The organism is Rhodovulum visakhapatnamense (genome assembly GCF_004365965.1).
Lineage (GTDB): Bacteria > Pseudomonadota > Alphaproteobacteria > Rhodobacterales > Rhodobacteraceae > Rhodovulum > Rhodovulum visakhapatnamense.
Map to the genome: position 1 here is coordinate 65,404 of NZ_SOEB01000008.1, position 24,405 is coordinate 89,808.

Below are 24,405 nucleotides of genomic sequence, written 5' to 3' on the forward strand. Positions count from 1 at the left end.
GGCGCTCCGTTGATGCTATCCCCGCCACGCCAGGAAGCCGTTGTGACGGTTCGACCGGTCGGGCTTACGCCGCCACCTGTCAGGAATCAATGTCTATTTCAGGGCGCGGGTTGCGACGAAAGCGGCCAGCCCCAGACAAAGCACCAGAAAGACCGGCCAGTCGCCGGTGCGCGCATAGGGCGTTTGGGCCAGCGCCGGGGGCAACGGGGCGGTGATCTGGCCCTGCTGCCCCAGCGGCAGGCTGGCCAGCACCCGCCCATGCCCGTCGATCACCGCCGAGACCCCGGTATTGGCCGCGCGCAGGAAGGGCAGCCCGGTCTCGACCGCCCGCAGCCGCGCCAAGGCCAGATGCTGATAGGGGCCGGTGCTGGTGCCGAACCAGGCGTCGTTGGTGATCTGCAACAGCCAGCGCGGCCGCGCGGTCCCGCGCAGATCCTGCGGAAACACCGCCTCGTAGCAGATCAGCGGCAGCGCCTTCCCGAGCCGCGCGCCCAGATCGAGCAGCCGCGGCCCCGGCCCCGGCGCATAGCCATAGACATCGTTCGCCGCGAGCCCCCGGATACCGAACCGCCCGAGCAGAGCCGCCCCGGGGATGTACTCGCCGAAGGGCACCAGATGATGCTTGTCGTAAAGCCCAAGAAGCCGACCGCCCGCGCCGATCACCGCGAGGCTGTTATAGGCCAGCGGCCCGTCGGCACGCTGGATGCCCGCCGCAACCGGCACCCCGCCCGCCGCCTCTGCGATGGTCTCCAGCCCGTCCCCGGCGGTCTCGAGCCAGAAAGGCACGGCGGTTTCGGGCCAGACGATCAGATCGGGCAGCGGGTCGCCCGGTTCGGCGGTATAGGCCAGCTGGCGCTCCCAGAAGACCGGGATCATGTCGCGGCGCCATTTCAGATGCTGCGCCGCATTGGGCTGAATCAGCCGCACCTGCGGCGGATCGGCCTCCGTCGGCACCGGCACCGCCTGCCGCGCCGCGCCCCACAGACCGAGCCCCGCCACCGCTGCCACGGCAAACCCGGCGCCAAGGCTCCGGCCCGGCCCGACCGGCAGCAGGACCGGCAGCGCCGCGACCAGAAGCGTGACGAGGGTCAGCCCGTATTGCCCTGTGAGGGCGGCCAGCTGCATCTGCGGCGCCCCGATCCAGACATGGCCGGGCAGCGCCCAGGGAAAGCCGGTCAGGACATAGCCGCGCGCCAGTTCCGCCGCGGACAGCGCCAGCACGAAGGCCAGCGCCCGGGCGCGCGGACCGCGCCCTGCCCATCCGGCAAAGGCCCCGGCCGCGCCCCAGAACAGCGCCAGCCCTCCGGCCATCAGCACCAGCGCAAAAGGCGCCATCCAGCCGTCCTGGCGGATATCGACAAGGAAGGGATCGACGATCCAGGACAGCGCCAGCGCAAACTGCCCCGCGCCGCCAGCCCAGGCGATCCGCGCCGCACGTCCGGGCGTTTCCGCCCGGGCCACCAGCCAGATCAGGGCGGCCAGCGCGCACAGCGCCAGCGGCCAGAGCGACCAAGGGGCCTGCCCCAGCGCAAGACCCACCCCCAGCCCGAAGGCCACCCAGGCGGGCCGGGCCAGCACCCGGCGGAACGGACCGGCCCGCATTCGGGTCAGGCAGAGGCCGCAGCGGCGGCGGTCACAGCGGGCAGACGCACCCGCAGCCGCTTGATCCGGCGCGGATCGGCGTCGACCACCTCGAACTCGGCGCCCGAGGCATGGCGGATCACCTCGCCCCGCGCGGGCACCCGACCGACCATCATGAAGATCAGACCGCCAAGCGAATCGACCTCTTCCTCTTCCTCGGCATCGAGCAGCCGCAGGCCGATCTCGTCCTCGAAGGCATCCAGCGGCGCGCGGGCCTGCACAAGATAGATCCCGGGCTTCTCGACGGTCCAGAGCGCGCCCTCGTCGATGTCGTGTTCGTCCTCGATCTCGCCGACGACCTGCTCGATCAGATCCTCGATGGTCACCAGACCGTCGACCCCGCCATATTCGTCGATCACCAGCGCCATGTGCATCCGCTGGCTCTGCATCTTCTGCAAGAGCACCCCGATCGGCATCGAGGGCGGCGCATACAGCAGCGGCCGGATCATGTCCTTCAGCACGAAGGGCGTGTCCTTGCCGTTGAACCCGTGGCGCAGGGCGAAATCCTTGAGGTGAATCATGCCGATGGGCGAGTCGAGTGTGCCGTCATAGACCGGCAGCCGGGTCAGCCCGGATTCGCGGAAAACCTGCACCAGATCCTCCATCGAGATGTCCAGCGGCACGGCGTCGATCTCGGCCTTGGGAATGGCCACATCCTCGACCCGCATTTTGGCAAGGTTGCCGATGCCATGGGTCAAGGCCGGTCGCGCGACCCCGTTGGCCGCGACGCTGTCCCCGCCTTCTTCGTACTCTTCGGCGCCTGCAGGCAGGATCGCCGCTACCAGCCGGCCCAGAAGGCCCCGGCTGTCCAGATTGTCGGTGTCTAGCGCGCCTTGCGCGGCCCTAGACGACCCGTCCGTCTCGTCGCCCATCAATCCTTACCGAAACTCCCGGGCATTTTGGCCCGTCTCAGTCATATGGGTCAGCCAGACCGAGTTTGGCAAGTATTTCCACCTCGATCCCCTCCATCCGGGCGGCATCCCGCGGACGAATGTGGTCGTATCCCAACAGATGCAGGCATCCGTGTACCATCAGATGCGTTACATGATCATTAAACGCCTTGCCCTGCTCGCGGGCCTCGCGGGCGCAGGTCTCCCAGGCGATGGCGATATCGCCAAGCTCCACAGGCTCGCCCTCGAAATCCGGCTCGGGCAGCAGCGGCGCCTCGCCATCCTCCTCGGCCGCCAGATCCTCGGCGGGCCAGGACAGCACGTTGGTCGGCGCAGGCTTGTCGCGGAACTCGGCGTTCAGGATGGCGATGCGCGCATCGTCGCAGGCCAGCACGCTGATATCGTGGATCTCGGGATCGAACTCCAGATGCGTCAGCGTCTCGCGGCAGGCACTCTCGGCCAGCTGCGCCAGACCTGCAGCGGCCCAGCGGTCGTCCTCGAAGAGAATCTCGATGCTCATGGCCGCGTCGTCTACCGCGAAACCCGGCGGCGTTACAGTCCGTTCGCAACCGGGTCAGGCTTTCGCATCGTCGGCGTCGTAAGCTTCGATGATCCGGGCCACCAGCGGGTGCCGCACCACATCCTTGGCGGTGAAATAGTTGAACGAAATGTTGTCGATGTCCTTCAGCAGCCGTTCGGCATCGGCCAGCCCGCTCGACACGCCGCGTGGCAGATCGACCTGGCTCCGGTCGCCGGTGATGACCATGCGGCTGCCCTCGCCCAGTCGGGTCAGGAACATCTTCATCTGCATGGTGGTCGCGTTCTGCGCCTCGTCGAGCACCACGAAGGCATTGGCCAGCGTGCGGCCGCGCATGAAGGCAAGCGGCGCGATCTCGATCCGTTTCTCCTCGATCAGCTTGGCCAGTTGCCGCCCCGGCAGGAAATCGTGCAGCGCGTCGTAAAGCGGCTGCATGTAGGGGTCGACCTTCTCCTTCATGTCGCCGGGCAGAAAGCCCAGCCTCTCGCCCGCCTCGACCGCAGGACGGCTGAGAACGATCCGGTCGACATGGCCGCCGATGAACATGTTCACCGCCACCGCCACCGCGATATAGGTCTTGCCGGTCCCGGCCGGACCGATCCCGAAGCAAAGCTCGTTCTCGAACAGCGCCTTCACATAGGCCTTTTGCGCCTCGGTCCGCGGTTCGACCATCTTCTTGCGGGTATGGACCTCGGTCCGCCCGCCATGGAACATCTCCAGCTGGTCGCCCGCCCGCGCACCGGTGCCATCGGCGGAATCGCCCAGCCGGAGCGCCCCGTCGATATCGCCCGCCTCAAGCGGCTTGCCGCCCTCGAGCCGGGCGTAAAGCTGTTGCAGCACCATCGCCGCCTGCCCGCGGGCCGCGCCTTCGCCAACGATCGCCAGCCGGTTGCCCCGTCGGAGGATGTGAACGCCGAGCTTGTGCTCGATCTGCGCGAGATTGCGGTCGAATTCGCCGCAAAGGTCGATCAGAAGGCGGTTGTCCGGAAACTCGAGAAACGTCTCGTGGACGTCTTCGACCTTCGGCGGGGGGGTCAGAGCGCTGATGCCCAATAAAGACTCCGTCGGTTGAATCCCGTGCAGATATGGTGCCAACGCCCCGGTAAGGGCGCAAGCGATAGCTGCGATGTTTCACCTCGTTGAAACAAAAAAGACCTAACCCCGCGTGCGCGGCGACCAGGGCTTGTGCAGAACGCGCCTGCGCTTCTTGCCCGGACTTGGCTTCGCACTGACCGAACCGGCGACCGGCCGGATCGGTTCCCGGCGGTCTTTTCCGGCGTGCTCGGTCTCCGCGCGCGTCACCCGGCCAGGACGCCCGCCAGCGAGTTCGGCGCGGTTCCGGTGATCGCCACCTCGGCGATCCGGCCCAGAAGCGTCTCGGGCGCCTCGACATGGACCGCCTGCAGGTGATCGGACTTGCCGACGAGCTGGCCCGGCATCCGCCCGGCCTTCTCGAACAGCACGCCCACCCGGCGCCCGACCATCGCCGCCTGCGCCGCCACTTGCTGGTCGGTCAGCAGCGCCTGCAGCCGCAACAGCCGGTCGGTCTTGACGTCCTCGTCGACCTGGTCGCGCTCGGCCGCGGGGGTGCCGGGGCGGGGCGAATACTTGAAGGAATAGCACTGGCCGTAATTCACCGCGCGCACCAGCGCCAGCGTGTCCTCGAAATCGGCCTCGGTCTCGCCCGGGAAACCCACGATGAAATCGCCCGACATCAGGAGATCGGGGCGGGCCGCGCGGACGCGCTCGACCAGACGCAGGTAGTCCTCGGCCGTGTGCTTGCGGTTCATCGCCTTCAGCATCCGGTCGGACCCCGACTGCACCGGCAGATGCAGGTAAGGCATCAGTTCGGGCAGTTCGCCATGGGCGGCGATCAGGTCGTCCGACATGTCGTTCGGATGCGAGGTGGTATAACGCAACCGTTCGATCCCGTCGATCGCGGCCAGTTCGCGGATCAGCCGGGCCAGCCCCCAGTCGCCGCCGGGACCGGCGCCGTGATAGGCATTGACGTTCTGGCCCAGCAGCGTGATCTCGCGCACGCCGCGTTCGGCCAGATCGCGGGCCTCGGCCAGCACCTGCGACGCCGGGCGCGAGGCTTCGGCGCCGCGCGTATAGGGCACCACGCAGAAGGCACAGAACTTGTCGCAGCCCTCCTGCACGGTCAGGAAAGCACTCGGGCCGCGCGGCGCCTTCGGGCGCCCGCCCAGACGGTCGAACTTGTCCTCTTCGGGGAAATCTGTGTCGAGCGCCTTGGCGCCGCCGCGCGCCCGCGCCTCGAGCTCGGGCAGGCGGTGATAGCTTTGCGGTCCCACCACCAGATCGACCAGCGGCTGGCGGCGCAGGATCTCTTCGCCCTCGGCCTGGGCGACGCAGCCCGCCACGCCGATCTTCAGGTCCGGGTTCTCGACCTTCAGCGCCCGCAGCCGCCCGAGTTCGGAATAGACCTTCTCGGCCGCCTTCTCGCGGATATGGCAGGTGTTCAGCAGGATCAGGTCGGCGCCCTCGGCGCTGTCCGTCAGCTCATATCCCGACGGGCCCAGCGCCTCGGCCATCCGTTCGCTGTCATAGACGTTCATCTGACAGCCATAGGTCCGGATGAACAGCTTGCGGGTCGGAGGAGTGGGGGAGGTCATGCGCGCGTCCTTCCGGTCTGCGGACCGGTCTGCCGGGTCGGTTGCGCGCTGTCCTACACGAAACCGGGCGCGGGCCGCAACGCTTGCATCCCGCTTGCATATGGGCGCGCCCTGCCCGACCCTGCGCCCAAGGCCGAGGAGGACCGCCATGGCGGGGCAATATGCGGGGCTGGCAGAGTTTCTGGGACGGGCGCGCGGCGCGCTCGGCCCGCGCCCGGTCGCGCTGATCTTCGTCGAGGACGAGATCGAGGTCGAAAGCACCGTCGACCATCTCGATGCGCTGGGCTTCGGCACGCTGGTCCTGTTCACGCCCGAGGGGCTGGATCTGTCGCCCGGTGCGGCAGAGCGGGTGCACCGCGTGACCTACGACACCCTGGCCGAGGGCGCCCTGCCCCGGGCTGTCACCGCGGTGATCGCCAAGGCCCCCGGGGTCTGGCTGCATTACTGCTATAATGCCGAATACCTGTTCTTCCCGTTCTGCGAAAACCGCAGCATCGGCGAGATGCTGGCCTTCCATGCCGAAGAACGGCGCGAGGCGATGCTGACCTATGTGGTCGATCTCTATGCCGCCGATCTCGAGCAGTGCCCCAACGGGGTCTCGCGCGACGGCGCCATGCTGGACCGCACGGGCTATTTCGCCCGGCCCCGAACCGATCCTGCGACCGGCCGGTTGCTCGAGCGGCAACTCGACTTCTTCGGCGGGCTGCGCTGGCGGTTCGAGGAACACATCCCCGAGGACCGGCGGCGAATCGACCGGATCGGCCTGTTTCGCGCGCGGCCGGGGCTGCGGCTGCTTGACGGGCATCTTCTGAACGAGCCCGAGATGAACACCTATGCCTGCCCCTGGCACAACACCCTGACGGCGGCGATCTGTTCGTTCCGGGCCGCCAAGGCACTGCGCACCAATCCCGGCTCGCGGTTCGAGATCGCGCATTTCCGCTGGCCGATGTCGGACGCGTTTCGCTGGGAGTCCCAGCAACTGATGGATCTGGGGCTGATGGAACCCGGTCAGTGGTTCTGAGACCCGGTGGGCGCGGTCCCCGGCAGCCGCAAAAACAAAGAGCCCGGGAAAGACCCCTTTCCCGGACACCATATGTCCTTTTCGTCGCCGCTTCCTTGCGGAAGCGGCTCAGGGGTCAGATCCGCCGCAGCCGGATCACGACGTCGATCTTCGAGATCTCGGCGCCTTCGGGGGCCTTGGGAAGCTTGGCGATTTCCAGCTCGCCCGCCGGGGCATCGCTCAGCCGGTGCTCGTCTTCCCAGAAGAAGTGCGGATGGTCGTCGACCCGGGTATCGAAATAGCTTTTCGTCCCGTCGACCATGACTTCCTGCATCAGGCCTGCATCGCAGAAGGCCCGAAGCGTGTTGTAAACCGTCGCAAGCGACACCTTCTCGCCGGTCGCGCAGGACGCCGCATACAGCGTTTCCGCCGTGACGTGGCGGTTGTTGCCGTCGCCGATCAGCAGCGAGGCAAGGCTCACCCGCTGACGGGTCGGGCGCAGACCGGCCTTGGAAAGCCAGCGGCTGCCGCGCTCGATTGCGTCGGGATTATTGGGGTTTTCATTCAGCTGTGCCATGGGCGATATATGGTGCGATCAACCCTGTAATTCAAATGATTCTGATCTGCAGCGACGCTTTGGCGCGGCATCGGGGCACTATTGCCACTTCGCAAGGCGCGGTGATAGAGGGGGCGGGACGCGAAACAGGCCAATCCAAAGGGGGGGACGGGTCCCGTATGACCGATTTTCCGACGAGCTTCGACAAGGACGAGCTCCTGAAATGCGCGCGGGGAGAGCTGTTCGGCCCCGGCAACGCGCAGCTGCCGGAACCGCCCATGCTGATGATGGACCGCATCACCGACATCAGCGCCGAGGGCGGCGAGCACGGCAAGGGGCATGTCGTGGCCGAGTTCGATATCCGTCCGGACCTGTGGTTCTTTTCGTGCCATTTCCCCGGCAACCCGATCATGCCGGGCTGCCTCGGGCTTGACGGGCTCTGGCAGCTGACCGGCTTCAACCTCGGCTGGCGCGGCTGGAAAGGCCGCGGCTACGCCCTGGGCGTGGGCGAGGTCAAGCTGACCGGCATGGTCCGCCCCGAGCGCAAGCTGATCCGCTATTTCGTCGATTTCACCAAGGCCATCCAGACCCGTCGGCTGACGATGGGTGTGGCCGATGGCAGGGTCGAGGCCGATGGCGAAACGATTTATCATGTCAAGGACATGAAGGTCGCTCTGTCTGAAAGCTGATCCATCTTAGGAAAGGAGACCGCCATGCGCCGCGTCGTCATCACGGGCATGGGCATCATCTCGCCCATCGGCAATTCCACCGCCGAGGTCGAGGCGTCCCTGCGCGCCGGCCGCTCTGGCATCCGCTTCGAACCCGTCTATGCCGAGAACGGCTTCCGCAGTCAGGTCGCGGGCATCCCGCAGATCGACCTCGAAGCCTCGATCGACAAGCGTCAGCTGCGCTTCATGGGCGCGGGCGCAGCCTATAACTACCTCGCCATGGAACAGGCCATCGCCGATGCCGGGCTTGAACCGGGCGAGGTGTCGAACCCGCGCACCGGGCTGATCATGGGCTCGGGCGGCCCGTCGACCGCGAACTTCTTCGTCGCGCACTCGACCGTCAAGGACAAGGGCAGCCCCAAGCGGATGGGCCCGTTCATGGTCACGCGCTGCATGTCCTCGACCAACTCGGCCTGCCTGGCCACGCCCTTCAAGATCAAGGGCGTGAACTACTCGATCACCTCGGCCTGCTCGACCTCGGCGCATTGCATCGGCAACGGGACCGAGCTGATCCAGATGGGCAAGCAGGACGTGGTCTTCGCGGGCGGCGGCGAAGAGGTCGACTGGACGCTGTCCTGCCTCTTCGACGCGATGAACGCGATGTCGTCGAAGTACAACGACACCCCCGAAACCGCCTCGCGCCCGTTCGACGCGACCCGCGACGGCTTCGTGATCGCCGGAGGCGGCGGGGTCGTGGTTCTGGAAGAGCTGGAACATGCCAAGGCCCGGGGCGCCACGATCTATGCCGAAGTCACCGGCTACGGCGCGACCTCGGACGGCTACGACATGGTCGCCCCCTCGGGCGAGGGCGGCGTGCGGTCGATGAAGCTGGCGCTCGGCACCCTGCCCGAAGGCCGCAGGATCGACTACATCAACGCCCACGGCACCTCGACCGTCGCGGGCGACATCGTCGAGGTCAGGGGCGTGCGCGAGGTCTTCGGCGAGGACAGCATGCCGCCCATCGGCTCGACCAAGTCGCTGACCGGGCACAGCCTTGGCGCGACCGGCGTGCATGAGGCGATCTATTCGCTGATCATGATGCAGAAAGGGTTCATGGCGGCTTCGGCGAATGTCACCGAACTCGACCCCGAAATCCGGCCGGGCGAGATCGTGACCGAACTGCGCGAGGGCATCGAGATCGACAGCGTGCTGTCGAACAGTTTCGGGTTCGGCGGCACCAACGCGACCCTGGTGATGAGCAAATATCACGGATGACCTGCAATGCCTGAGTTGATGAAAGGAAAGCGCGGCCTCGTCATGGGCGTCGCCAATGACCGGTCGATTGCCTGGGGCATTGCCAAGGCAATGGCCGACGAGGGGGCAGAGCTGGCCTTCTCGCATCAGGGCGAAGCCTTCGGCAAGCGGGTCGAGCCGCTGGCCGAAAGCGTGGGGTCGAACTTCCTGGTCGATGTCGACGTGACCGACGACGCCTCGCTCGATGCCGCCTTCGGCCGGATCGCCGAGGAATGGGGCAGCCTCGATTTTCTGGTTCATGCCATCGCCTATTCCGACAAGACCGAGCTGACCGGCCGGTTCATCAACACCTCGCGCGAGAACTTCAGGAACTCGCTGACGATCTCGTGCTACTCGCTGATCGAGGTGGCGCGGCGCGCCCAGCCGCTGATGCCCAATGGCGGCACCATCCTGACGCTGACCTATCAGGGTTCGAACCGGGTGACGCCCTTCTACAACGTCATGGGCGTGGCCAAGGCCGCGCTGGAATCCGCGGTGCGGTATCTCGCCAACGATCTCGGCCCCGAAGGCATCCGCGTGAACGCGATCTCGCCCGGCCCGATGAAGACCCTGGCCGGCGCCGCGATTTCGGGCGGGCGCAAGACCTTCCGCCATACCGAAATGAACGCGCCGCTCGGCCGGAACGCGACGCTGGACTGCATCGGCGGCACCGCGGTCTATCTGGCCTCGGACTACGGCGCCTGCACGACCGGCGAGATCGTCACCGTCGACGGCGGCTACCACGTCCTCGGCATGCCGCGGTTCGAGAACCTCTGAGGACGCACGGTCTTTTCCCCGACCATCGGGGCACGGACCCGGGCCAGGCCCGGGTCTTCGCGTTTCCAGGGGCGCTCAGCCGATCGAGACCAGCTCGATTTCGAAGGTCAGATCCTTGCCCGCCAGCGGGTGGTTTCCGTCCAGCACCACTGTCTCTTCGGTCACTTCGGCCACGGTCACCGGCAGCACCTCGCCCTCGGAGGTCTGCACATTGAGCCGGGTGCCGATTTCCAGCGGAACCGAGTCGGGCACCTGCGCGCGCGGAATCGCCTGGGTGGCATCGGGATTATGCGCGCCATAGGCCTCGGCACAGGGCACCTCGACGGTCTTCCTGTCGCCCTCGGACATGCCCGGCAGGGCGGCGTCGAGCCCGGGGATGATCTGCCCCGAACCCACGGTGAATTCGAGAGGGTCGCGACCCTCGGAGCTGTCGAAGGTCGAGCCGTCGGCCAGGGTGCCGGTGTAATGGATACGGACCTTGTCACCCGTTTGAACCTGGGTCATGCACGGTTCCTTTCACTGAGGCGGGTGGATTTGCGGAGGCCGCGCGCATCGCGCGGGTACTCCGGACGTGGCACAAGCCTAGACTGTCGGTCCCAGATGTAAACCCTGTCGCCCGGACACGCCGCGCCGGTTCAGCGTGCCGGCGTGATCAGCCCCATCGCCGCGCCGGTCGGGTCCAGGACGATGGCGATGCGTCCGATCCCGGGCACGTCGAAGGGCTCGCGCAGAACCGAACCGCCCCGGCTGCGGGTGTCCTCCAGCGCCTTGTCCAGGCGGTCGACCGCGAAATAGCTGAACCAGTCCGCGGGCGCGGTCTCCATGCCCGGCAGCATAGCCATGTCCATGACCCCCGCCACCGGCTGAGCGCCGCAATGGGCGACATGGTAGACCCCCGCCCCCATCGGCATCGGCTGGAAATGCCAGCCGCAGACCGCCTTGTAGTATTTCAGTGCGCCCGGAACGTCATGGGTCATCAGTTCCGTCCACCAGACCTTGCCGTGGTTCTGCGACATCGTTTCCTCCTCCGGTTGCCGCCCGCAGCCTAACCGGATTCGTGCGTCAGCGGCATGGCGGAACCTTCCACCCGTCACATCGCTGTGCCAATCTCGCCCCACGAGGGAGGACGACATGCCGATCACCACCTGTATTTTCGACGCCTACGGGACGCTTTTCGACGTGGCCGCCGCCGCCCGCCGCGCCGCGTCCGAGCCCGATCACGCCTGTCTGGCGGACAGCTGGCCCGCCCTGGCCACCGCCTGGCGCGCCAGGCAGCTGCAATATACCTGGCTCCGGGCGATCACCGGGGCCCATGCCGATTTCGGGCAGGTCACCGGCGAGGCGCTCGACTGGGCGCTCGAGGCGCAGGGGCTGGCGGGCGATGCGGGGCTGCGTGCCCGGCTGATGGCGCTTTATCGCGAACTCGACGCCTATGCCGAGGTCCCCGCCATGCTCGAGGCCCTCAAGCGCGCAGGCAAGGCGACGGCGATCCTGTCGAACGGCACGCCCGACATGCTGGCTGACGCGGTCGAGGCCGCCGGTCTCGGCGCCCTGCTCGACGATCTGCTGTCGGTCGAAAGCGTCGGCATCTACAAGCCCCACCCCTCGGTCTACGACCTTGTGGGCCAGCGCTTCGGATGCGACCGGTCCGAGGTCCTGTTCGTCTCGTCGAACGGGTGGGACGCGGGCGCCGCGGCGGGCTACGGTTTCGTGTCCGCCTGGGTCAACCGCGCGAACGAGCCGGTCGACCGCCTGCCCTGGCGTCCGGCCCATGTGCTGGCCGATCTTTCCGGGATTCCGCACCTGGCGGAGGCCATAGCATGATCCGGTTCGCGGCCGATGACGGCAGGATGCTGGCCTATGACGAGTGCGGCACCGGCACGCCGCTGCTTTGCCTCGCGGGACTTACCCGCAACATGGACGATTTCGAACCGGTGGTCGACGCCTTCGCCGACCGCGCCCGGGTCATCCGGCTGGACACCCGCGGCCGCGGCGGGTCCGACCCCGACCCGGATTTCATGAATTACAACCTGATCCGCGAAGGCCGCGACGCGCTGAACCTGCTCGACCATCTGGGGCTGCCGAAGGCCGCGATCCTCGGAACCTCGCGCGGCGGGCTGATCGCGATGATGCTGGCGGCCGGCCACAAGGACCGCCTGTCGGGCATCTGCCTGAACGATATCGGCCCGCTGGTCGAACCGAGGGGTCTGGCCCATATCATGACCTATCTCGGCATCCCCCCGGACTATTCCGATTATGACGATGCCGCCCGGCGGCTCGAGATCGGCATGCGCGACCGCTTCCCCGGCGTGACCCGCGACCAGTGGCGCAGCTATGCCCGGCGGCTCTGGCGGCAATCCGAGGACGGGCTGGCGCTGCGCTATGACCCGGCGCTCCGCCATGCGGTGATGGAACAATCGGCAACCGACGCGCTGCCCGATCTCTGGCCGCTCTTCGACGCGCTCGCGGGGCTGCCGCTGGCGCTGATCCGCGGCGCGCATTCCGACATCCTCTCGCCAGAGACCGCGGCCGAGATGCGCCGCCGCCGCCCCGACATGATCTTTGCCGAGATCCCCGACCGCGGGCATACGCCCTTTCTTGACGAACCCGACGCGGTGGCTGCCATCGCGATCCTGCTGGAGCGCATTTCGAAATGACCATCGACCTGATCGACGCCGCCGCCGCCCGCCTCGCGGGCAAGGCAAGGCTGACGCCGCTTCTGTCCTCGCCCTTTCTCGACGACCTCGCGGGGCGGCGCGTTCTGGTCAAGGCCGAATGCCTGCAGCACACGGGCAGCTTCAAGTTCCGGGGCGGCTGGTCGGCGCTCTCGGCGCTGTCGCCCGAGGCCCGCGCCCGCGGCGTGATCGCCTTTTCCTCGGGCAACCATGCCCAGGGCGTGGCGCTGGCCGCACGGATGCTGGGCGCGCCCGCCGTCATCGTGATGCCCTCGGATGCGCCCGGCCCCAAGATCGCCAACACCCGCGCGCTTGGCGCCGAGGTCGTGACCTATGACCGCGCCACCGGCGACCGCGACGCCATCGGCGCCGAGCTGGCCGAGGCACGCGGCCTGACGCTGGTCCGCCCCTTCGACGACGCCCAGGTGATCGCGGGCCAGGGCACTTGCGGGCTCGAGATCGCGGCCCAGGCCGCCGAGGCGGGGATCGACACGGCCGAGGTGCTGGTGCCCTGCGGCGGCGGCGGGCTGACCTCGGGCGTGGCGCTCGCGCTCGAGGCCCGGGCGCCGGGGCTGCGCGTCCGCCCGGTCGAGCCAGAGGGCTTCGACGACGCCACCCGCTCGCTGGTCGCGGGCCGGATCGAGACCAATACCCGCCGCGCGGGCTCGCTGTGCGACGCGATCCAGACGCCCTCGCCGGGCGATCTGACCTTTCCCGTGATGTCCCGGCTTTGCGGCCCCGGGATCGTGGTCAGCGAGGACGAGGCGCTGCGCGCCATGGCCGCGGCCTTCGAGCGGCTGAAGATCGTGCTGGAACCGGGCGGCGCGGTGGCTCTGGCGGCCGCGCTCTATCATCCAAGGGACGTCGCGGGCGAGGCGGTCATCGCCATTGCATCGGGTGGCAATGTCTCGGCAGAGACCTTCCGCATGGCGCTCGACCGCTACGGGGAAGCGCCATGACGACTTTCACGATTGCAACATTCAACGCCCAGAACCTGATCGGCCCGGATCGCGAATATTATCGTTTCGAGAAATACAGCTCAGTCGAACATGCCTGGAAGCAGGACTGGCTGGCCGATCAGCTGACCCGGATGAATCCCGACATCGTGGGCTTTCAGGAAATCTTCGAACCCGAACCGCTGCAACAGGTGATCGCGCTGGCCGACAGGCGCGGCGAGCAGTCGAACGCGGCCGGGCAGCCCGGGGCCGAACCCGGCCGGAAGGCGATCCACCGCAAGCAGCGCTATGACAGCTACGGCGAGACCGCGCTGGCCTTCGCCCCCAACATTGCCGATTCCGGCCCCGGCGAAAGGCGGCCCGGCGTCGCGATCCTGTCGCGCTTCGGCTTTGCCGACCAGCCGCAGTCGATCCAGTTGCTCGACCCGCCCGTCGACGTGCCGTTCCACCATCTGGGCGGGGGCGATGCGGGCAGCTATCAGATCCGGCGGCTGACCCGGCCGATCCTCAAGGCGCGCATCCCGGTCGGCGATCATGTCGTCACCGTCTTCAACGCCCATCTGAAATCGCGGCTTGGCGAATTCGTGCGCCCCCATGGCGCGCGCTTCTCGCCCGAAATCGACCTTCTGGACTACGACCCGGCGGGCCGGGCGATGGGCGCGCTCCGCTCGGGGCTGCGGCGGATGTCCGAAGCCTGGGTGCTGCGGCGCCTCGTACTGGACGAACTTGCGCTCGACCGGCCAGTGATCGTTCTGGGCGATCTGAACGACGACGACCGGTCGGCCACCCATGAAATCATCTGCGGCGAACGGCCCCTGCCCGATTACAGCTGGATGCGGCGGCCCACCCCGCAAGGCCCCGACGACCGCTATACCGCAGCCGAATCCGAGCAGATCCGCGAGGCCATCGACCGCGTCCGACTTCAGGCCGCAGCGCAGCTTTTCATGCGCAAGAGCCTGCGCGACATGGTCTATACCGCCTCCTTCGCCGGGGTCTATCAGGCGCTGGACGCGATCCTTCTGTCGCGCCATTTCGACCCGGACCGGGCCGACCGGATCGGCGAGATGATCCATTTCGGCGCCTATAACGACCACATCACCGATGGGGCCGAACCGCAGTCGCCCGCCGCCCGCATCGTTTCGGACCATGGCCAGATCATGGCCCATATCCGGCTGCGCTGATTGACGCTTCGGGCGCGCTCGGCCATCCTGCGCCGCGAAAATCAGGGAGGACCCCCCGCATGAAGATCGCCGATCTGGGCGACGTCGCGTTGCATTACCGTGAGGATGGCGACCCCGACGGACCGCCCGTGGTCTTTTCCAATCCGCTGGGCTGCGACCTGCGGGTCTGGGACGCCGTGGTGGAGCTGTTGCCGCCCGGGCTGCGCGCGATCCGCTATGACATGCGCGGCCACGGCCTGTCCTCCTGTCCGCCCGGCCCTTATGCGATGGGCGTGCTGGTGCGCGATGCCGAACGGCTGCTCGAGTTTCTGGGGGTCCGCGATTGCGTCTTCGTCGGCCTGTCGATCGGCGGGATGATCGCGCAGGGGCTGGCGGTCAAGCGGCTCGACCTGGTCCGGGCGATGGTGCTGTCGAACACCGCCGCCAAGATCGGCACGGCCGCGATCTGGCAGGACCGGATGGCGATGGTGTGCGCAGGCGGGATCGAGGCCCTGGCCGAGGGCACGATGGACCGCTGGTTCTCGCGCCCCTTCCGACAAAGCCCCGACTGCGCGCTCTGGCGCAACATGCTGACCCGCCAGCCGGTCGAGGGGTATCTGGGCTGCTGCGCCGCCATTTCGGGCACCGATTTCTACACGCCGACCGCCAGCCTGACCCTGCCGACCCTGGCCATTGCGGGCAGCGAGGACGGCTCGACCCCGCCCGATCTGGTGCGAGAGACGGCGGCCCTGATCAAGGGCGCGCATTTTCACCTGATCCGCGGCGCGGGCCATCTGCCCTGCGTCGAGAAGCCCGGCGATTATGCCGATGTCCTGACCGCCTTCCTGAAAGAGATCGGCCATGTCGCGGACTGAGAAAGCGTCGCGAGAATGGTGAAATTCGAACCTCACGCCTCCTCTGAACGGCGGATATTCTGGTTTTTTGGGCATTCGAAACGCAAAAATCGAACATTCCGCGGTCATCCTTCGAAGGACCTCCCGGCATGACCGCTTTTCTTCTGATCCATGGCTCCTGCCACGGGGCATGGTGCTGGCGCGACGTGCTGCCCGCCCTTCGGAACGCGGGGGCCGAGGCCCGCGCCATCGACCTCCCCTCACATGGCGACGATCCGACGCCGCTGGCCGATGTCACGCTCGACCTCTATGCCGATGCGATCCTCGACGCCATCGACGAACCGGTGATCCTGGTCGGCCATTCGATGGCCGGTTTCCCGATCTCGGCCGCCGCCGAGAAGGCACCCGAGAAGATCCGGTCGCTGGTCTATGTCTGCGCCTATGTCCCGGTCACGGGCCTCTCGCTGGTCGACATGCGCCGCGCCGGGCCGCGCCAGCCCCTGCTTGACGCCATCGTCAAATCCGAGGACGGGGTTTCGTTCAGTTTCGATCCCGAGAAGGTGCGCGACAAGCTCTTTCACGATTGCCCGCACGAGGCCGTGGCCTACGCCAAGGCCCGGCTGGGGCCGCAGCCGATCCTGCCCCAGGCCACACCGATCGCGCTGAGCGAGCGCTATAGGTCTGTTCCGAAACGCTATATCCGTTGCCTGCAGGACCGCACCATTCCCCCTGACTATCAGGCGACCATGACTGCGGACTGGCCTGCGGACCGGATCGACGCCTTAAACTGTTCGCACTCGCCCTTCCTGGCCCAGCCCGAAGCGCTGGCGGCCCTTCTGTTGCGCGCCGCCGGATGACCCGGCCCCGTATCCTTTGCGCGGCGATCACCGGTTCGGTCGCGGGGAAGGAAGACAATCCGGCGGTGCCGATCACCCTGGCCGAGCAGGTCGAAAGCCTGCAGGACTGTTTCGAGGCCGGGGCCGCCATCGCCCATTGCCATGTCCGCAATGACGACCAGAGCCCAAGCGCCGGCACCGAGACATTCGCCCGCCTGATGGAGGGCATCCGCAAGCACTGCCCCGGCATGATCGTGCACGTCTCGATCGGCGGCGGTCGGGCGCCGGCGCGGTCCGGGGCGGGATGCCGCCGTTCTGCCCCGACATGGCCTCGCTTGCGGTCGGATCGAACAATTGTCCGACACGAGTCTACGGGAATCCGCCCGATCTGGTCGACTGGCTGGCCTCGGAAATGCAGAAATCCGATGTGAAGCCCGAAATCGAGGCCTTCGATCTGAGCCATATCTTCCAGGCGGTGAAGATGAGCCGGGACAGCCGCCTGAAGGCGCCGCTTTACGTTCAGTTCGTGACGGGAGTCAGGAATGCGATGCCCGCCGACCGCCCGAGCTTCGAATTCTATGTCGAGACGCTGAAGCGGATCGCCCCCGATGCCGAATGGTGCGGCGCTGGGATCGGGCGCCACCAGATCGAGATCAATGAATGGTTCATCGCGCCGGACGGCCATACCCGCACCGGGCTCGAGGACAATGTCCGGCTCGACAACGACAGACTGGCGCCCTCGAACGCCGCGCCGGTGCGGCGCGCGGCCGAGCTCTGCGCGCGCCACGGGCGCCCGGTCGCCAGCCCCGTCGAGGCCCGCGCGATCCTCGGCCTGCCGCCCGTCCCCGCGAAGGGGGTTTGAACCGGACACGCCGCCGGGCTATGCCGAGGGCGTTCTTTCCCGCGGAAGGCCCGCCATGCCCCAGCCCCCTAACCGTCTTCCGATCGTCTTCATCCTGGTGACGCTGGTGCTCGACGCCATCGGGATCGGGCTGATCCTGCCGGTGATGCCGGATCTGATCCGCGACATCGACGGCGGCACGGACCTTGGCCAGGCAGCGGTCTGGGGCGGGGTCCTGTCCACCGTCTTCGCGGTCATGCAGTTTCTCTGCGGCCCGACCGTCGGCAGCCTCTCGGACCGGTTCGGCCGCCGCCCGGTGCTGCTGATCTCGCTGGCGACGATGGCGCTCGATTATGTGGTGATGGCGCTGGCGGGCTCGATCTGGCTGCTGCTGGCCGCGCGCGTCGTGGGCGGCGTCACCGCCTCGACGCAGGCCACGGCCAGCGCCTTTCTGGCCGACATCTCGAAGCCCGAGGAAAAGGCCGCGCGCTTCGGCATGGTCGGCGCCTCTTTCGGGATCGGCTTCGTGATCGGGCCGCTCATCGGCGGGTTTCTGGGCGAGCTGGGCCCGCGCGCGCCGTTCTGGGCCGCCGCGGCGCTGGCCACGCTGAACCTGATCTTCGGCGCGCTCGTTCTGCCCGAGACCGTCACCGACCGCATCCGCCGCCCGTTCGAGTGGCGCCGCGCAAACCCCTTGGGTGCGTTCCGCGCCATCGGCCGCCTGCCCGGCATCCGGCCGCTTCTGCTGCTGTTTTTCCTCTATGAATTCGCGATGTTCATCTATCCGGCGATCTGGGCCTATTTCACCCAGTACCGCTTTGGCTGGAGCACGGGCACCGTCGGCATTTCGCTGGCGATGTTCGGGATCGGGGTCGCCATCGTGCAGGGCGGGCTGATCCGCGTCGTGCTGCGCGTGATGGGCGAGAGGATCGCGGTCTGGTACGGGCTTGGCTATAATTTCTTGGCCTTCATCGCCATCGGCCTGATCGGCAACGGCACCGCCGTTCTGGTGCTGACACCGATGATCGCGCTTGGCGCGGTGGTGACGCCCGCGCTTCTGGGCATGATGTCGAAGGCGGCCGACGACAACCAGCAGGGCGAGTTGCAGGGCATGGTCAGTTCGCTGCGGTCGGTCGCGATGATCGCCTCGCCGCTGGTGATGACCCAGACCTTCTTCCTGTTCAGCCGCCCCGACGCGCCCCTGCACCTGCCCGGTGGACCCTTCCTGCTGGCTGCGGGGGTGATGATCGTCTGCGCCACCGTCTTCGCAGCACGACGCGGCGCCCCCCGGACGGCCGGAGCCTGACCCGTCCTTCCCCCACGGCCCGCTCCCGGGTCGGGTCTGCGCGTATTGACAGGTTCGAAACCATGCGAAAGGTATCCCGAACCGGTGGGAGAACCGCGCCCGCCGGGCATCGGAGTGCGACTTGAGACCAACTCGGCATGGGATCTGCGCCTTGGGCGCCCTTCTTCTGGCTGCGGCTCCGGCCGGGGCAGACCAGCCTCTGCCGGTGGAAATCATCCGGGTCGGTGCCGAATCCGCCGAAACCACCTACACCCTGACCGGCACAATCGAGGCGGTGGACGATTACCCCGCCTCGTTCCGGGACGGCGGCCGTATCGTCGAGGTGGCAGTCGAAGCGGGCGACGAGCTGGACCGGAATGACGTGATCGCGCAGGTCGATCCCACCGAGGCCAACGCCCGGCTGCGTGCGGCCACGGCTGCTCTGCAGGCAGCCGAGGCGGCGTTGGTGCAGGCCCGGCAGGCCCGCGACCGGGCGACGCGCCTGCTGGACGAGGGCAACACGACGCAATCCGACCTCGATGCCGCGGTGCAGGCCTATCTGTCGGCCCGGTCCGACCGGAACGGGGCCAGGGCCCGGCGCGCCGTCGCTGCCCGCGCCGCCGAGGACACCGTGCTGCGCGCCATCGAGCCCGCGATCGTGACCCACCGCTCGGCCGAGCCGGGCCAGGTCATGGCCGCCGGGCAGACGGTGGTGACCCTGGCAAATCGCGGCCCGCGCGAGGCGGTGTTCCAGGTCCCCGACATCCCCGAACTCGGCGCCTTTCTGGGCAGCCACGTGCGGCTGAGCCCACTGGAGGGCGGCCCCGGCCCCGGCACCAGCGCCCCGGTCAGCGAGCTTGCGCCGGTCGTGGGCGGCAATGGCACGGTCGAGACCAAGGTCCGCATCAATGGCACGGCCGCGCAGCTCTTTTCCATCGGCCAGCCGGTCGTTGGGGTCGTCACCCTGGCCCGCCAGACGGCGATAACGGTCCCCTGGACGGCGCTGACAGCGACCGCCGACGGCCCGGCCGTCTGGACAGTCGACCCCGCCGACAGCCGGGTTCGGCTCGCCCCGGTCGAGATCGGCGCCTATACCGACGGCGGCATCCGCATTGCCGCGGGCCTGGCCGAGGGCGAAGCCGTGGTCGGCGCCGGGTCCCAGTACCTTTTCCCAGGGCGCGAGGTTCGCCCGCTTGAGGGCTCCGAATGATCCGCCTGCTCGTTCTTGCCCTTGCGACCCTTCCCGCGGCCGCCCACTCGGCAAGCCCGGCCTGCGGCGACATTCCGGCCACCGGGCGTCCCGTGGTCTCGGAGACAGTCAGTTCCGATCCGACCCGAAAGCGCGCCTTTGCCGGAGTGGTCGCGGCCACGCACAGCACCGATCTGGCCTTTCAGACCATCGGCCGCGTCGCCCGGATCGAGGTCGATCCCGGCGACCGCGTCGCGGGCGGCGACGTGCTGGCGACGCTTGATCGGGTGAGCCTGCAGGAAGACGTCGCCTCGGCCCGCGCGGCGCTGAGCGCGGCCCTTGCCGAAGCCGCCTTTGCCCGTCAAAGCTTCGAGCGCGTGAACACCCTGGCCGAGCGCGGGATCGCGCCCCGCGCTCAGCTGGAAGAGGCCGAGGCCACGCGCGATGCGACCCAGGCCCAGGCCGAGGCCGCCCAGGCCGATCTGGCCCGGGCGCGCGATGCGCTGGGCCATGGCACGCTGGTCGCCCCGAATGACGGGATCGTGCTCTCGACCGAAGTCGAGGAGGGCACGGTGGTCGCCGCGGGCACCCCGATCCTGACCCTTGCCGATCTGAAGGGCCGCGAGGCGGTGATCGACGTGCCGACCGAATTCCTGCAGGTTCTGCCGCGCGATGCGCAGTTCGAGGTCGTGGTCCATGCCGAATTCGCCAATCCCCGCAAGGCGCGGCTGCGGCTGGTCGAACCGGTCATCGGCGACAATATCCGCACCCGGCGGTTGCGCCTGACGATCACCGAAGGCGATTCCGATTTCCGCATCGGCAGCCTTGTGTCGGCCACCCTCGCCCAACTGGATCTGCCCGTGATGACCCTGCCCGCGACCGCCCTGACCGGGTCCGAAACCGATCCGGCGGTCTGGCGTGTGCTGCCGCCCGACCGACGGGTCGAGCGCGTGGCCGTCCGCATCGGGCGGCAGCTTGCCGACCGGATCGAGATCACCGAAGGCCTTTCGGTCGGCGACGAGATCGTGATCAGGGGCGCGGCCTGCCTGCGCGACGGGCTGGCTGTCGGCCCCCGGGTGGCCCCATGAGCCTGCGCCCGCGCTTCAACCTGTCGGACTGGGCGCTCGGCCACCGCTCGCTGGTCTGGTTCCTGATGCTGGTCTCGCTGGTTGCAGGCACGCTGGCCTATCTGTCGATGGGCCGCGAGGAGGACCCGTCCTTCGCGATCAAGGTCATGGTGGTCTCGGCCGCCCTGCCCGGCGCCACCGCCGAGGAAACGGTGACCCAGGTCACCGACCGGATCGAGAAGAAGCTGCAGGAAATCGACGCGCTCAAGTTTACCCGCTCGGTCACCTATCCCGGCCGGTCTGTCGTCTATGTCGAACTGCGCGATTCCACGCGCGCCGAAGAGGTCGATGCGACCTGGCTTCGGGTCCGCAACATGATGTCGGACATCCGGGCGGATTTCCCGTCGGAATTCGCGGGCTTTTCCTTCAACGACGATTTCGGCGACGTGTTCGGCAGCATCTATGCCTTCGTCGCCGACGGCTTCACGCCCCGCGAGCTGGAAGACCGGGTCGAGGATGTCCGATCCGAGATCCTGCGGCTCGACCAGACCGGCAAGGTCGAGCTGGTCGGTGTGCGCGCCCCCGAGATCCATATCGAGTTTTCCAACCGCCGCCTGGCCGCGCTCGGGCTCGACCGCGAGGCGGTGCTGGACACGCTGGCGCGGGAAAACGCCATCGTGCCCTCGGGCACGATCCGCACGACGGGCGAACGCATCCTGATCCGGGTCACCGGGCAATACGCCTCGGCCGAGGATCTGGCGGCAACGCCGCTCCGGACCGGCGATGTCTTCTATTCGCTGGCCGATGTGGCCGATGTGACCCCGGGCTATGCCGACCCGCCGGCCGAGCTTTTCCGCTATAACGGGCATGAAGGCATCGCGCTTCTGGTGGGCATGCGCGAGGGCGGCAACATCCTGAAATTCGGCGCCGAGCTCGAAGCGGTGATGGACGGGGTCGCCCAGCGGCTTCCGGTCGGGATCGAGGTCCACAAGGTCGCCGACCAGCCCAGGGTCGTCGAGGAGTCGGTCGGCCATTTCACCAAGGCACTGGCCGAAGCGGTGCTGATCGTGCTGGCCGTCAGCTTCATTTCGCTCGGGCTTCGGGCGGGGATGGTGGTGACGCTGTCGATCCCGCTGGTGCTGGCCATGACCTTCGTGCTGCTCGACGTGATGGGCATCACACTGCAGCGGGTGTCGCTCGGCGCGCTGATCATCGCGCTGGGTCTGCTGGTCGATGACGCGATGATCGCCATCGAGACGATGATTTCGCGGCTCGAAATCGGCGAGAACCTGACGAAGGCCGCCTCCTATGCCTGGACCTCGATTGCGTTTCCGATGCTGACCGGCACGCTGGTCACCGCCGCGGGCTTCATCCCCATCGCCTTCAATTCCAGCCAGGCGGGCGAATATACCCGGTCGCTGTTCTACGTCATTGCGATCTCGCTCTTGCTCAGCTGGATCGTCGCCGTTCTGTTCGCGCCGATCCTCGGCGTGACCTTCCTGCCCAGGAAACTGCGCCATGCCCACCGCGCAGCGGGCCGCGTGCGCCGGGCCTTCCGCTCGGTCCTGCTGAAGGCGATGCGATTTCGCTGGACGACGATCCTGCTGACCTCCGCGCTTTTCGCGGCCTCGGTTGCTGGGCTCGGGCATGTGGAAAAACAGTTCTTTCCGACCTCGGAACGGCCTGAAATCATCGTCGAGGTCACGCTGCGCCAGAACGGCGCCTTTGCCGCAACCGATGCCGCGATGGCCGATTTCGAGGCCTGGCTCGGCCAGCAGGACGAGGCCAGCTATTCGACCGCCTATGTCGGCCGCGGCGTTCCGCGCTTCGTGCTGACGCTCGACCAGCCGACCGCCAGCGAGAATATCGGCCAGCTCATGGTGATGACGCCGGGTCTCGAGGCCCGCGACCGGCTGCGCGCCAAGATCGCGGCCTATGACCGCGCCCATCCCGAGGCGGATTTCTACACCCGCCTGATCGAGCTGGGTCCGCCGGTCGGCAAGCCGGTGCAGTACCGCCTGTCCGGCCCCGATATCGAACCCCTGCGCGACCGGGCCCGCGATCTGGCGGCGCTGCTGGATGCCGATCCGCGGCTGACCTCGATCAGCCTGAACTGGTCGGAACCGGCCCGCGTGGTGCGGGTGATCCTCGATCAGGCGCGGCTGCGCCAGCTCGGGCTGACCCAGTCCGACGTGGCCCAGACCCTTTACGGTCTGTTCGAGGGCGCAGGCGTGACCGAACTGCGCGACGGTCGCAAGCTGGTCGATGTGCTGGCCCGGGGCGTGGCGGCCGACCGTTCCACCATCGCCGCGCTCGAGACGCTGCAATTCGGCAATGCCGCGGGCGACCCGATCCCGCTCTTGTCGATCGCGCGGCTGGAATGGACCACCGAACAGCCGGAAATCCACCAACGCGACCGGGTCCCGACGATCACCGTCGGCGCGGCAATCCGCGCCGACGAGCAGCCCGCCACCATCGTGGCCGACCTCACGCCCCGGATCGCGGCCTTTGCCAAGGACCTGCCGCCCGAGTACCGCGTCGCGCTGGGCGGGTCCGAGGAATCCAGCGCCGAAAGCCAGGCCCCGATCCTCGATGTGGTACCGGTGATGGTGCTCAGCATCCTGACGCTGGTCATGATCCAGATGCAAAGCTTCCGGCTGCTGTTCGTGGTGCTGGCCGTGGCCCCGCTGGGACTGATCGGCGTGGTCGCGGCGCTGTTGCCCTCGGGCGCGCCGCTGGGCTTTGTCGCGCTGCTGGGGGTGCTGGCCCTCGTCGGCATCCTGATCCGCAACGCGGTGATCCTGATCCATGAGGTCGACGTGCTGATCCGGGCCGGACAAAGCCCCTGGGAGGCTGTCTATGGCGCCTCGGACAGCCGCGCCCGGCCGATCCTGCTGACCGCTGCCGCGGCCAGCCTCGCGCTGATCCCGATCGCGCGCGAGGTGTTCTGGGGGCCGATGGCCTTCGCGATGATGGGCGGCATCATCGCCGGAACCGGCATCACCCTGCTGTTCGCTCCGGCGCTGTATTGCGTGGTCTTCCGGGTTCGTCCCCCGGCCCCCGCCGCCTCTGCCCCGAAGGCCGGGACCGGGAACTGAGCCCGCGACGGCCCGGGCAAACCGCTCTCGCAGATGATTCGCAGCGGACCGGAAGACGGCCTGACGGGGACTCTTCGGTGGGTATACCCTCGTCCACGAAGCGCGCGGCGGCGCCGGGACGGCGGCGGGACGGCCGATTGGCGTCGATGGCGGGACGGATCTGGCCCGTGACGGCAGGCTGGGCAAGGCGCATGTAATCGCCCCCCTGCCGCGACAGACCGGAACATCTGAAAACAATCTCGCAGCACAGGATAACAATCGCACCTGACAGCAATTTTATACCGCACGCGCACAAATCCCTCAAATCACGCATCCGAAACACAAGAATTGCACTCAGCGCATGGCGGCCATGATGGCATCCACCCTTGCCGTCGGGCGCGGCAGTCTGTCCAACAGATCGGAACCGTGGGATCCCTCCGACCGCCCAGGGCCGGAATTCCCGCCTGAA

The 24,405-nt window shown here is 67.8% G+C and carries 22 protein-coding genes, 1 pseudogene and 1 riboswitch; of the genes and pseudogenes, 15 read left to right on the forward strand and 8 right to left on the reverse strand.

Features of this window, described 5'->3' with window-relative positions:
- Nucleotides 1-2: 2 nt before the first annotated feature.
- Nucleotides 3-52: riboswitch (SAM-SAH riboswitch) on the reverse strand.
- Between the two features lie 41 nt (nucleotides 53-93).
- The 5 genes from lnt to miaB form a co-directional block, all read right to left on the reverse strand.
- The gene (gene lnt / locus EV657_RS09170; protein WP_113670766.1) at nucleotides 94-1,602 is read right to left on the reverse strand and encodes an apolipoprotein N-acyltransferase; all 1,509 of its coding nucleotides are present in this window, start codon (nucleotides 1,600-1,602) and stop codon (nucleotides 94-96) included.
- A 5-nt stretch (nucleotides 1,603-1,607) separates the two neighbouring features.
- A complete protein-coding gene (locus EV657_RS09175) occupies nucleotides 1,608-2,513 on the reverse strand; it encodes a hemolysin family protein (protein ID WP_075786786.1) in 906 nt (301 codons plus the stop codon).
- A 37-nt stretch (nucleotides 2,514-2,550) separates the two neighbouring features.
- Nucleotides 2,551-3,051 carry an rRNA maturation RNase YbeY gene (gene ybeY / locus EV657_RS09180; RefSeq protein WP_134077709.1) on the reverse strand — a complete coding sequence of 167 codons (501 nt, stop codon included), beginning with the start codon at nucleotides 3,049-3,051 and terminating at the stop codon, nucleotides 2,551-2,553.
- A gap of 54 nt (nucleotides 3,052-3,105) precedes the next feature.
- A complete protein-coding gene (locus tag EV657_RS09185) occupies nucleotides 3,106-4,122 on the reverse strand; it encodes a PhoH family protein (protein WP_113670767.1) in 1,017 nt (338 codons plus the stop codon).
- A gap of 245 nt (nucleotides 4,123-4,367) precedes the next feature.
- Nucleotides 4,368-5,702 (reverse strand): tRNA (N6-isopentenyl adenosine(37)-C2)-methylthiotransferase MiaB, encoded by a 1,335-nt coding sequence (gene miaB / locus EV657_RS09190; protein WP_134077710.1) that lies wholly within the window; start codon nucleotides 5,700-5,702, stop codon nucleotides 4,368-4,370.
- 148 nt (nucleotides 5,703-5,850) lie between these two features.
- Between miaB and EV657_RS09195 the strand changes: the two genes are divergently transcribed.
- The gene (locus EV657_RS09195; protein ID WP_134077711.1) at nucleotides 5,851-6,723 is read left to right on the forward strand and encodes a hypothetical protein; all 873 of its coding nucleotides are present in this window, start codon (nucleotides 5,851-5,853) and stop codon (nucleotides 6,721-6,723) included.
- Nucleotides 6,724-6,838: 115 nt separating this feature from the next.
- On the opposite strand, the gene irr is transcribed toward EV657_RS09195, so the two are convergent.
- A complete protein-coding gene (irr, locus tag EV657_RS09200; protein WP_108023795.1) occupies nucleotides 6,839-7,279 on the reverse strand; it encodes a Fur family transcriptional regulator Irr in 441 nt (146 codons plus the stop codon).
- 158 nt (nucleotides 7,280-7,437) lie between these two features.
- On the opposite strand from irr, the gene fabA reads away from it, so the two are divergent.
- From fabA to EV657_RS09215, 3 genes are read left to right on the forward strand one after another with little or no spacing between them, the layout of a single operon-like run.
- The gene (gene fabA / locus EV657_RS09205; RefSeq protein WP_075786792.1) at nucleotides 7,438-7,947 is read left to right on the forward strand and encodes a bifunctional 3-hydroxydecanoyl-ACP dehydratase/trans-2-decenoyl-ACP isomerase; all 510 of its coding nucleotides are present in this window, start codon (nucleotides 7,438-7,440) and stop codon (nucleotides 7,945-7,947) included.
- A gap of 24 nt (nucleotides 7,948-7,971) precedes the next feature.
- On the forward strand, nucleotides 7,972-9,201 hold the full coding sequence (fabB, locus tag EV657_RS09210; RefSeq protein WP_134077712.1) for a beta-ketoacyl-ACP synthase I: 1,230 nt from the start codon (nucleotides 7,972-7,974) through the stop codon (nucleotides 9,199-9,201).
- Nucleotides 9,202-9,207: 6 nt separating this feature from the next.
- Nucleotides 9,208-9,996, forward strand: a complete 789-nt coding sequence (locus EV657_RS09215; RefSeq protein WP_113670771.1) for an enoyl-ACP reductase FabI — start codon at nucleotides 9,208-9,210, stop codon at nucleotides 9,994-9,996.
- A gap of 75 nt (nucleotides 9,997-10,071) precedes the next feature.
- Here the strand turns inward: EV657_RS09215 and EV657_RS09220 are convergent, their stop codons facing one another.
- Nucleotides 10,072-10,500 (reverse strand): FKBP-type peptidyl-prolyl cis-trans isomerase, encoded by a 429-nt coding sequence (locus EV657_RS09220; RefSeq protein WP_075786795.1) that lies wholly within the window; start codon nucleotides 10,498-10,500, stop codon nucleotides 10,072-10,074.
- Nucleotides 10,501-10,631: 131 nt separating this feature from the next.
- Entirely contained in the window at nucleotides 10,632-11,012 is a 381-nt protein-coding gene (locus EV657_RS09225; protein ID WP_075786796.1) for a VOC family protein, read from the reverse strand.
- Between the two features lie 115 nt (nucleotides 11,013-11,127).
- Between EV657_RS09225 and EV657_RS09230 the strand changes: the two genes are divergently transcribed.
- The 11 genes and pseudogenes from EV657_RS09230 (at nucleotide 11,128) to EV657_RS09280 (ending at nucleotide 23,957) form a co-directional block, all read left to right on the forward strand.
- On the forward strand, nucleotides 11,128-11,820 hold the full coding sequence (locus tag EV657_RS09230; RefSeq protein ID WP_134077713.1) for a haloacid dehalogenase type II: 693 nt from the start codon (nucleotides 11,128-11,130) through the stop codon (nucleotides 11,818-11,820).
- A complete protein-coding gene (locus EV657_RS09235) occupies nucleotides 11,817-12,653 on the forward strand; it encodes an alpha/beta fold hydrolase (RefSeq protein ID WP_134077714.1) in 837 nt (278 codons plus the stop codon). The genes EV657_RS09230 and EV657_RS09235 overlap by 4 nt, the downstream gene beginning before the upstream one ends.
- A complete protein-coding gene (locus EV657_RS09240) occupies nucleotides 12,650-13,630 on the forward strand; it encodes a threonine ammonia-lyase (RefSeq protein ID WP_134077715.1) in 981 nt (326 codons plus the stop codon). The genes EV657_RS09235 and EV657_RS09240 overlap by 4 nt, the downstream gene beginning before the upstream one ends.
- Nucleotides 13,627-14,808, forward strand: coding sequence for an endonuclease/exonuclease/phosphatase family protein (locus EV657_RS09245; RefSeq protein ID WP_134077716.1), 1,182 nt, complete (start codon nucleotides 13,627-13,629; stop codon nucleotides 14,806-14,808). Before EV657_RS09240 ends, EV657_RS09245 begins: the two co-directional genes overlap by 4 nt.
- Nucleotides 14,809-14,867: 59 nt before the next feature.
- On the forward strand, nucleotides 14,868-15,662 hold the full coding sequence (pcaD, locus tag EV657_RS09250; protein WP_134077717.1) for a 3-oxoadipate enol-lactonase: 795 nt from the start codon (nucleotides 14,868-14,870) through the stop codon (nucleotides 15,660-15,662).
- A 128-nt stretch (nucleotides 15,663-15,790) separates the two neighbouring features.
- Nucleotides 15,791-16,498: an alpha/beta fold hydrolase gene (locus tag EV657_RS09255; RefSeq protein WP_134077718.1), complete on the forward strand. Its 708-nt coding sequence runs from the start codon at nucleotides 15,791-15,793 to the stop codon at nucleotides 16,496-16,498.
- A pseudogene (locus EV657_RS09260) lies at nucleotides 16,495-17,339 on the forward strand (3-oxoadipate:acetyl-CoA acetyltransferase). Before EV657_RS09255 ends, EV657_RS09260 begins: the two are co-directional and overlap by 4 nt.
- 55 nt (nucleotides 17,340-17,394) lie before the next feature.
- Nucleotides 17,395-18,624 carry a TCR/Tet family MFS transporter gene (locus tag EV657_RS09265; RefSeq protein WP_134077719.1) on the forward strand — a complete coding sequence of 410 codons (1,230 nt, stop codon included), beginning with the start codon at nucleotides 17,395-17,397 and terminating at the stop codon, nucleotides 18,622-18,624.
- A gap of 151 nt (nucleotides 18,625-18,775) precedes the next feature.
- The gene (locus EV657_RS09270; RefSeq protein WP_165828188.1) at nucleotides 18,776-19,813 is read left to right on the forward strand and encodes an efflux RND transporter periplasmic adaptor subunit; all 1,038 of its coding nucleotides are present in this window, start codon (nucleotides 18,776-18,778) and stop codon (nucleotides 19,811-19,813) included.
- Complete coding sequence (locus EV657_RS09275) at nucleotides 19,810-20,880, forward strand: efflux RND transporter periplasmic adaptor subunit (protein ID WP_134077720.1); 1,071 nt, start codon at nucleotides 19,810-19,812, stop codon at nucleotides 20,878-20,880. The genes EV657_RS09270 and EV657_RS09275 overlap by 4 nt, the downstream gene beginning before the upstream one ends.
- Entirely contained in the window at nucleotides 20,877-23,957 is a 3,081-nt protein-coding gene (locus EV657_RS09280) for an efflux RND transporter permease subunit (RefSeq protein WP_166673681.1), read from the forward strand. Before EV657_RS09275 ends, EV657_RS09280 begins: the two co-directional genes overlap by 4 nt.
- Nucleotides 23,958-24,405 lie beyond the last annotated feature (448 nt).

What these genes read in the sequence shown, in the direction of transcription:
- EV657_RS09275 (WP_134077720.1), top strand. Translation starts at nt 19,810, where the DNA reads ATGATCCGCCTGCTCGTTCTTGCCCTTGCGACCCTTCCCGCGGCCGCC.
- EV657_RS09255 (WP_134077718.1), top strand. Translation starts at nt 15,791, where the DNA reads ATGACCGCTTTTCTTCTGATCCATGGCTCCTGCCACGGGGCATGGTGC.
- EV657_RS09175 (WP_075786786.1), bottom strand. Translation starts at nt 2,513, where the DNA reads ATGGGCGACGAGACGGACGGGTCGTCTAGGGCCGCGCAAGGCGCGCTA.
- fabA (WP_075786792.1), top strand. Translation starts at nt 7,438, where the DNA reads ATGACCGATTTTCCGACGAGCTTCGACAAGGACGAGCTCCTGAAATGC.
- EV657_RS09225 (WP_075786796.1), bottom strand. Translation starts at nt 11,012, where the DNA reads ATGTCGCAGAACCACGGCAAGGTCTGGTGGACGGAACTGATGACCCAT.
- EV657_RS09230 (WP_134077713.1), top strand. Translation starts at nt 11,128, where the DNA reads ATGCCGATCACCACCTGTATTTTCGACGCCTACGGGACGCTTTTCGAC.
- EV657_RS09240 (WP_134077715.1), top strand. Translation starts at nt 12,650, where the DNA reads ATGACCATCGACCTGATCGACGCCGCCGCCGCCCGCCTCGCGGGCAAG.
- irr (WP_108023795.1), bottom strand. Translation starts at nt 7,279, where the DNA reads ATGGCACAGCTGAATGAAAACCCCAATAATCCCGACGCAATCGAGCGC.
- EV657_RS09215 (WP_113670771.1), top strand. Translation starts at nt 9,208, where the DNA reads ATGCCTGAGTTGATGAAAGGAAAGCGCGGCCTCGTCATGGGCGTCGCC.
- lnt (WP_113670766.1), bottom strand. Translation starts at nt 1,602, where the DNA reads ATGCGGGCCGGTCCGTTCCGCCGGGTGCTGGCCCGGCCCGCCTGGGTG.
- EV657_RS09220 (WP_075786795.1), bottom strand. Translation starts at nt 10,500, where the DNA reads ATGACCCAGGTTCAAACGGGTGACAAGGTCCGTATCCATTACACCGGC.
- EV657_RS09245 (WP_134077716.1), top strand. Translation starts at nt 13,627, where the DNA reads ATGACGACTTTCACGATTGCAACATTCAACGCCCAGAACCTGATCGGC.
- EV657_RS09280 (WP_166673681.1), top strand. Translation starts at nt 20,877, where the DNA reads ATGAGCCTGCGCCCGCGCTTCAACCTGTCGGACTGGGCGCTCGGCCAC.
- fabB (WP_134077712.1), top strand. Translation starts at nt 7,972, where the DNA reads ATGCGCCGCGTCGTCATCACGGGCATGGGCATCATCTCGCCCATCGGC.
- EV657_RS09235 (WP_134077714.1), top strand. Translation starts at nt 11,817, where the DNA reads ATGATCCGGTTCGCGGCCGATGACGGCAGGATGCTGGCCTATGACGAG.
- pcaD (WP_134077717.1), top strand. Translation starts at nt 14,868, where the DNA reads ATGAAGATCGCCGATCTGGGCGACGTCGCGTTGCATTACCGTGAGGAT.
- miaB (WP_134077710.1), bottom strand. Translation starts at nt 5,702, where the DNA reads ATGACCTCCCCCACTCCTCCGACCCGCAAGCTGTTCATCCGGACCTAT.
- EV657_RS09195 (WP_134077711.1), top strand. Translation starts at nt 5,851, where the DNA reads ATGGCGGGGCAATATGCGGGGCTGGCAGAGTTTCTGGGACGGGCGCGC.
- ybeY (WP_134077709.1), bottom strand. Translation starts at nt 3,051, where the DNA reads ATGAGCATCGAGATTCTCTTCGAGGACGACCGCTGGGCCGCTGCAGGT.
- EV657_RS09265 (WP_134077719.1), top strand. Translation starts at nt 17,395, where the DNA reads ATGCCCCAGCCCCCTAACCGTCTTCCGATCGTCTTCATCCTGGTGACG.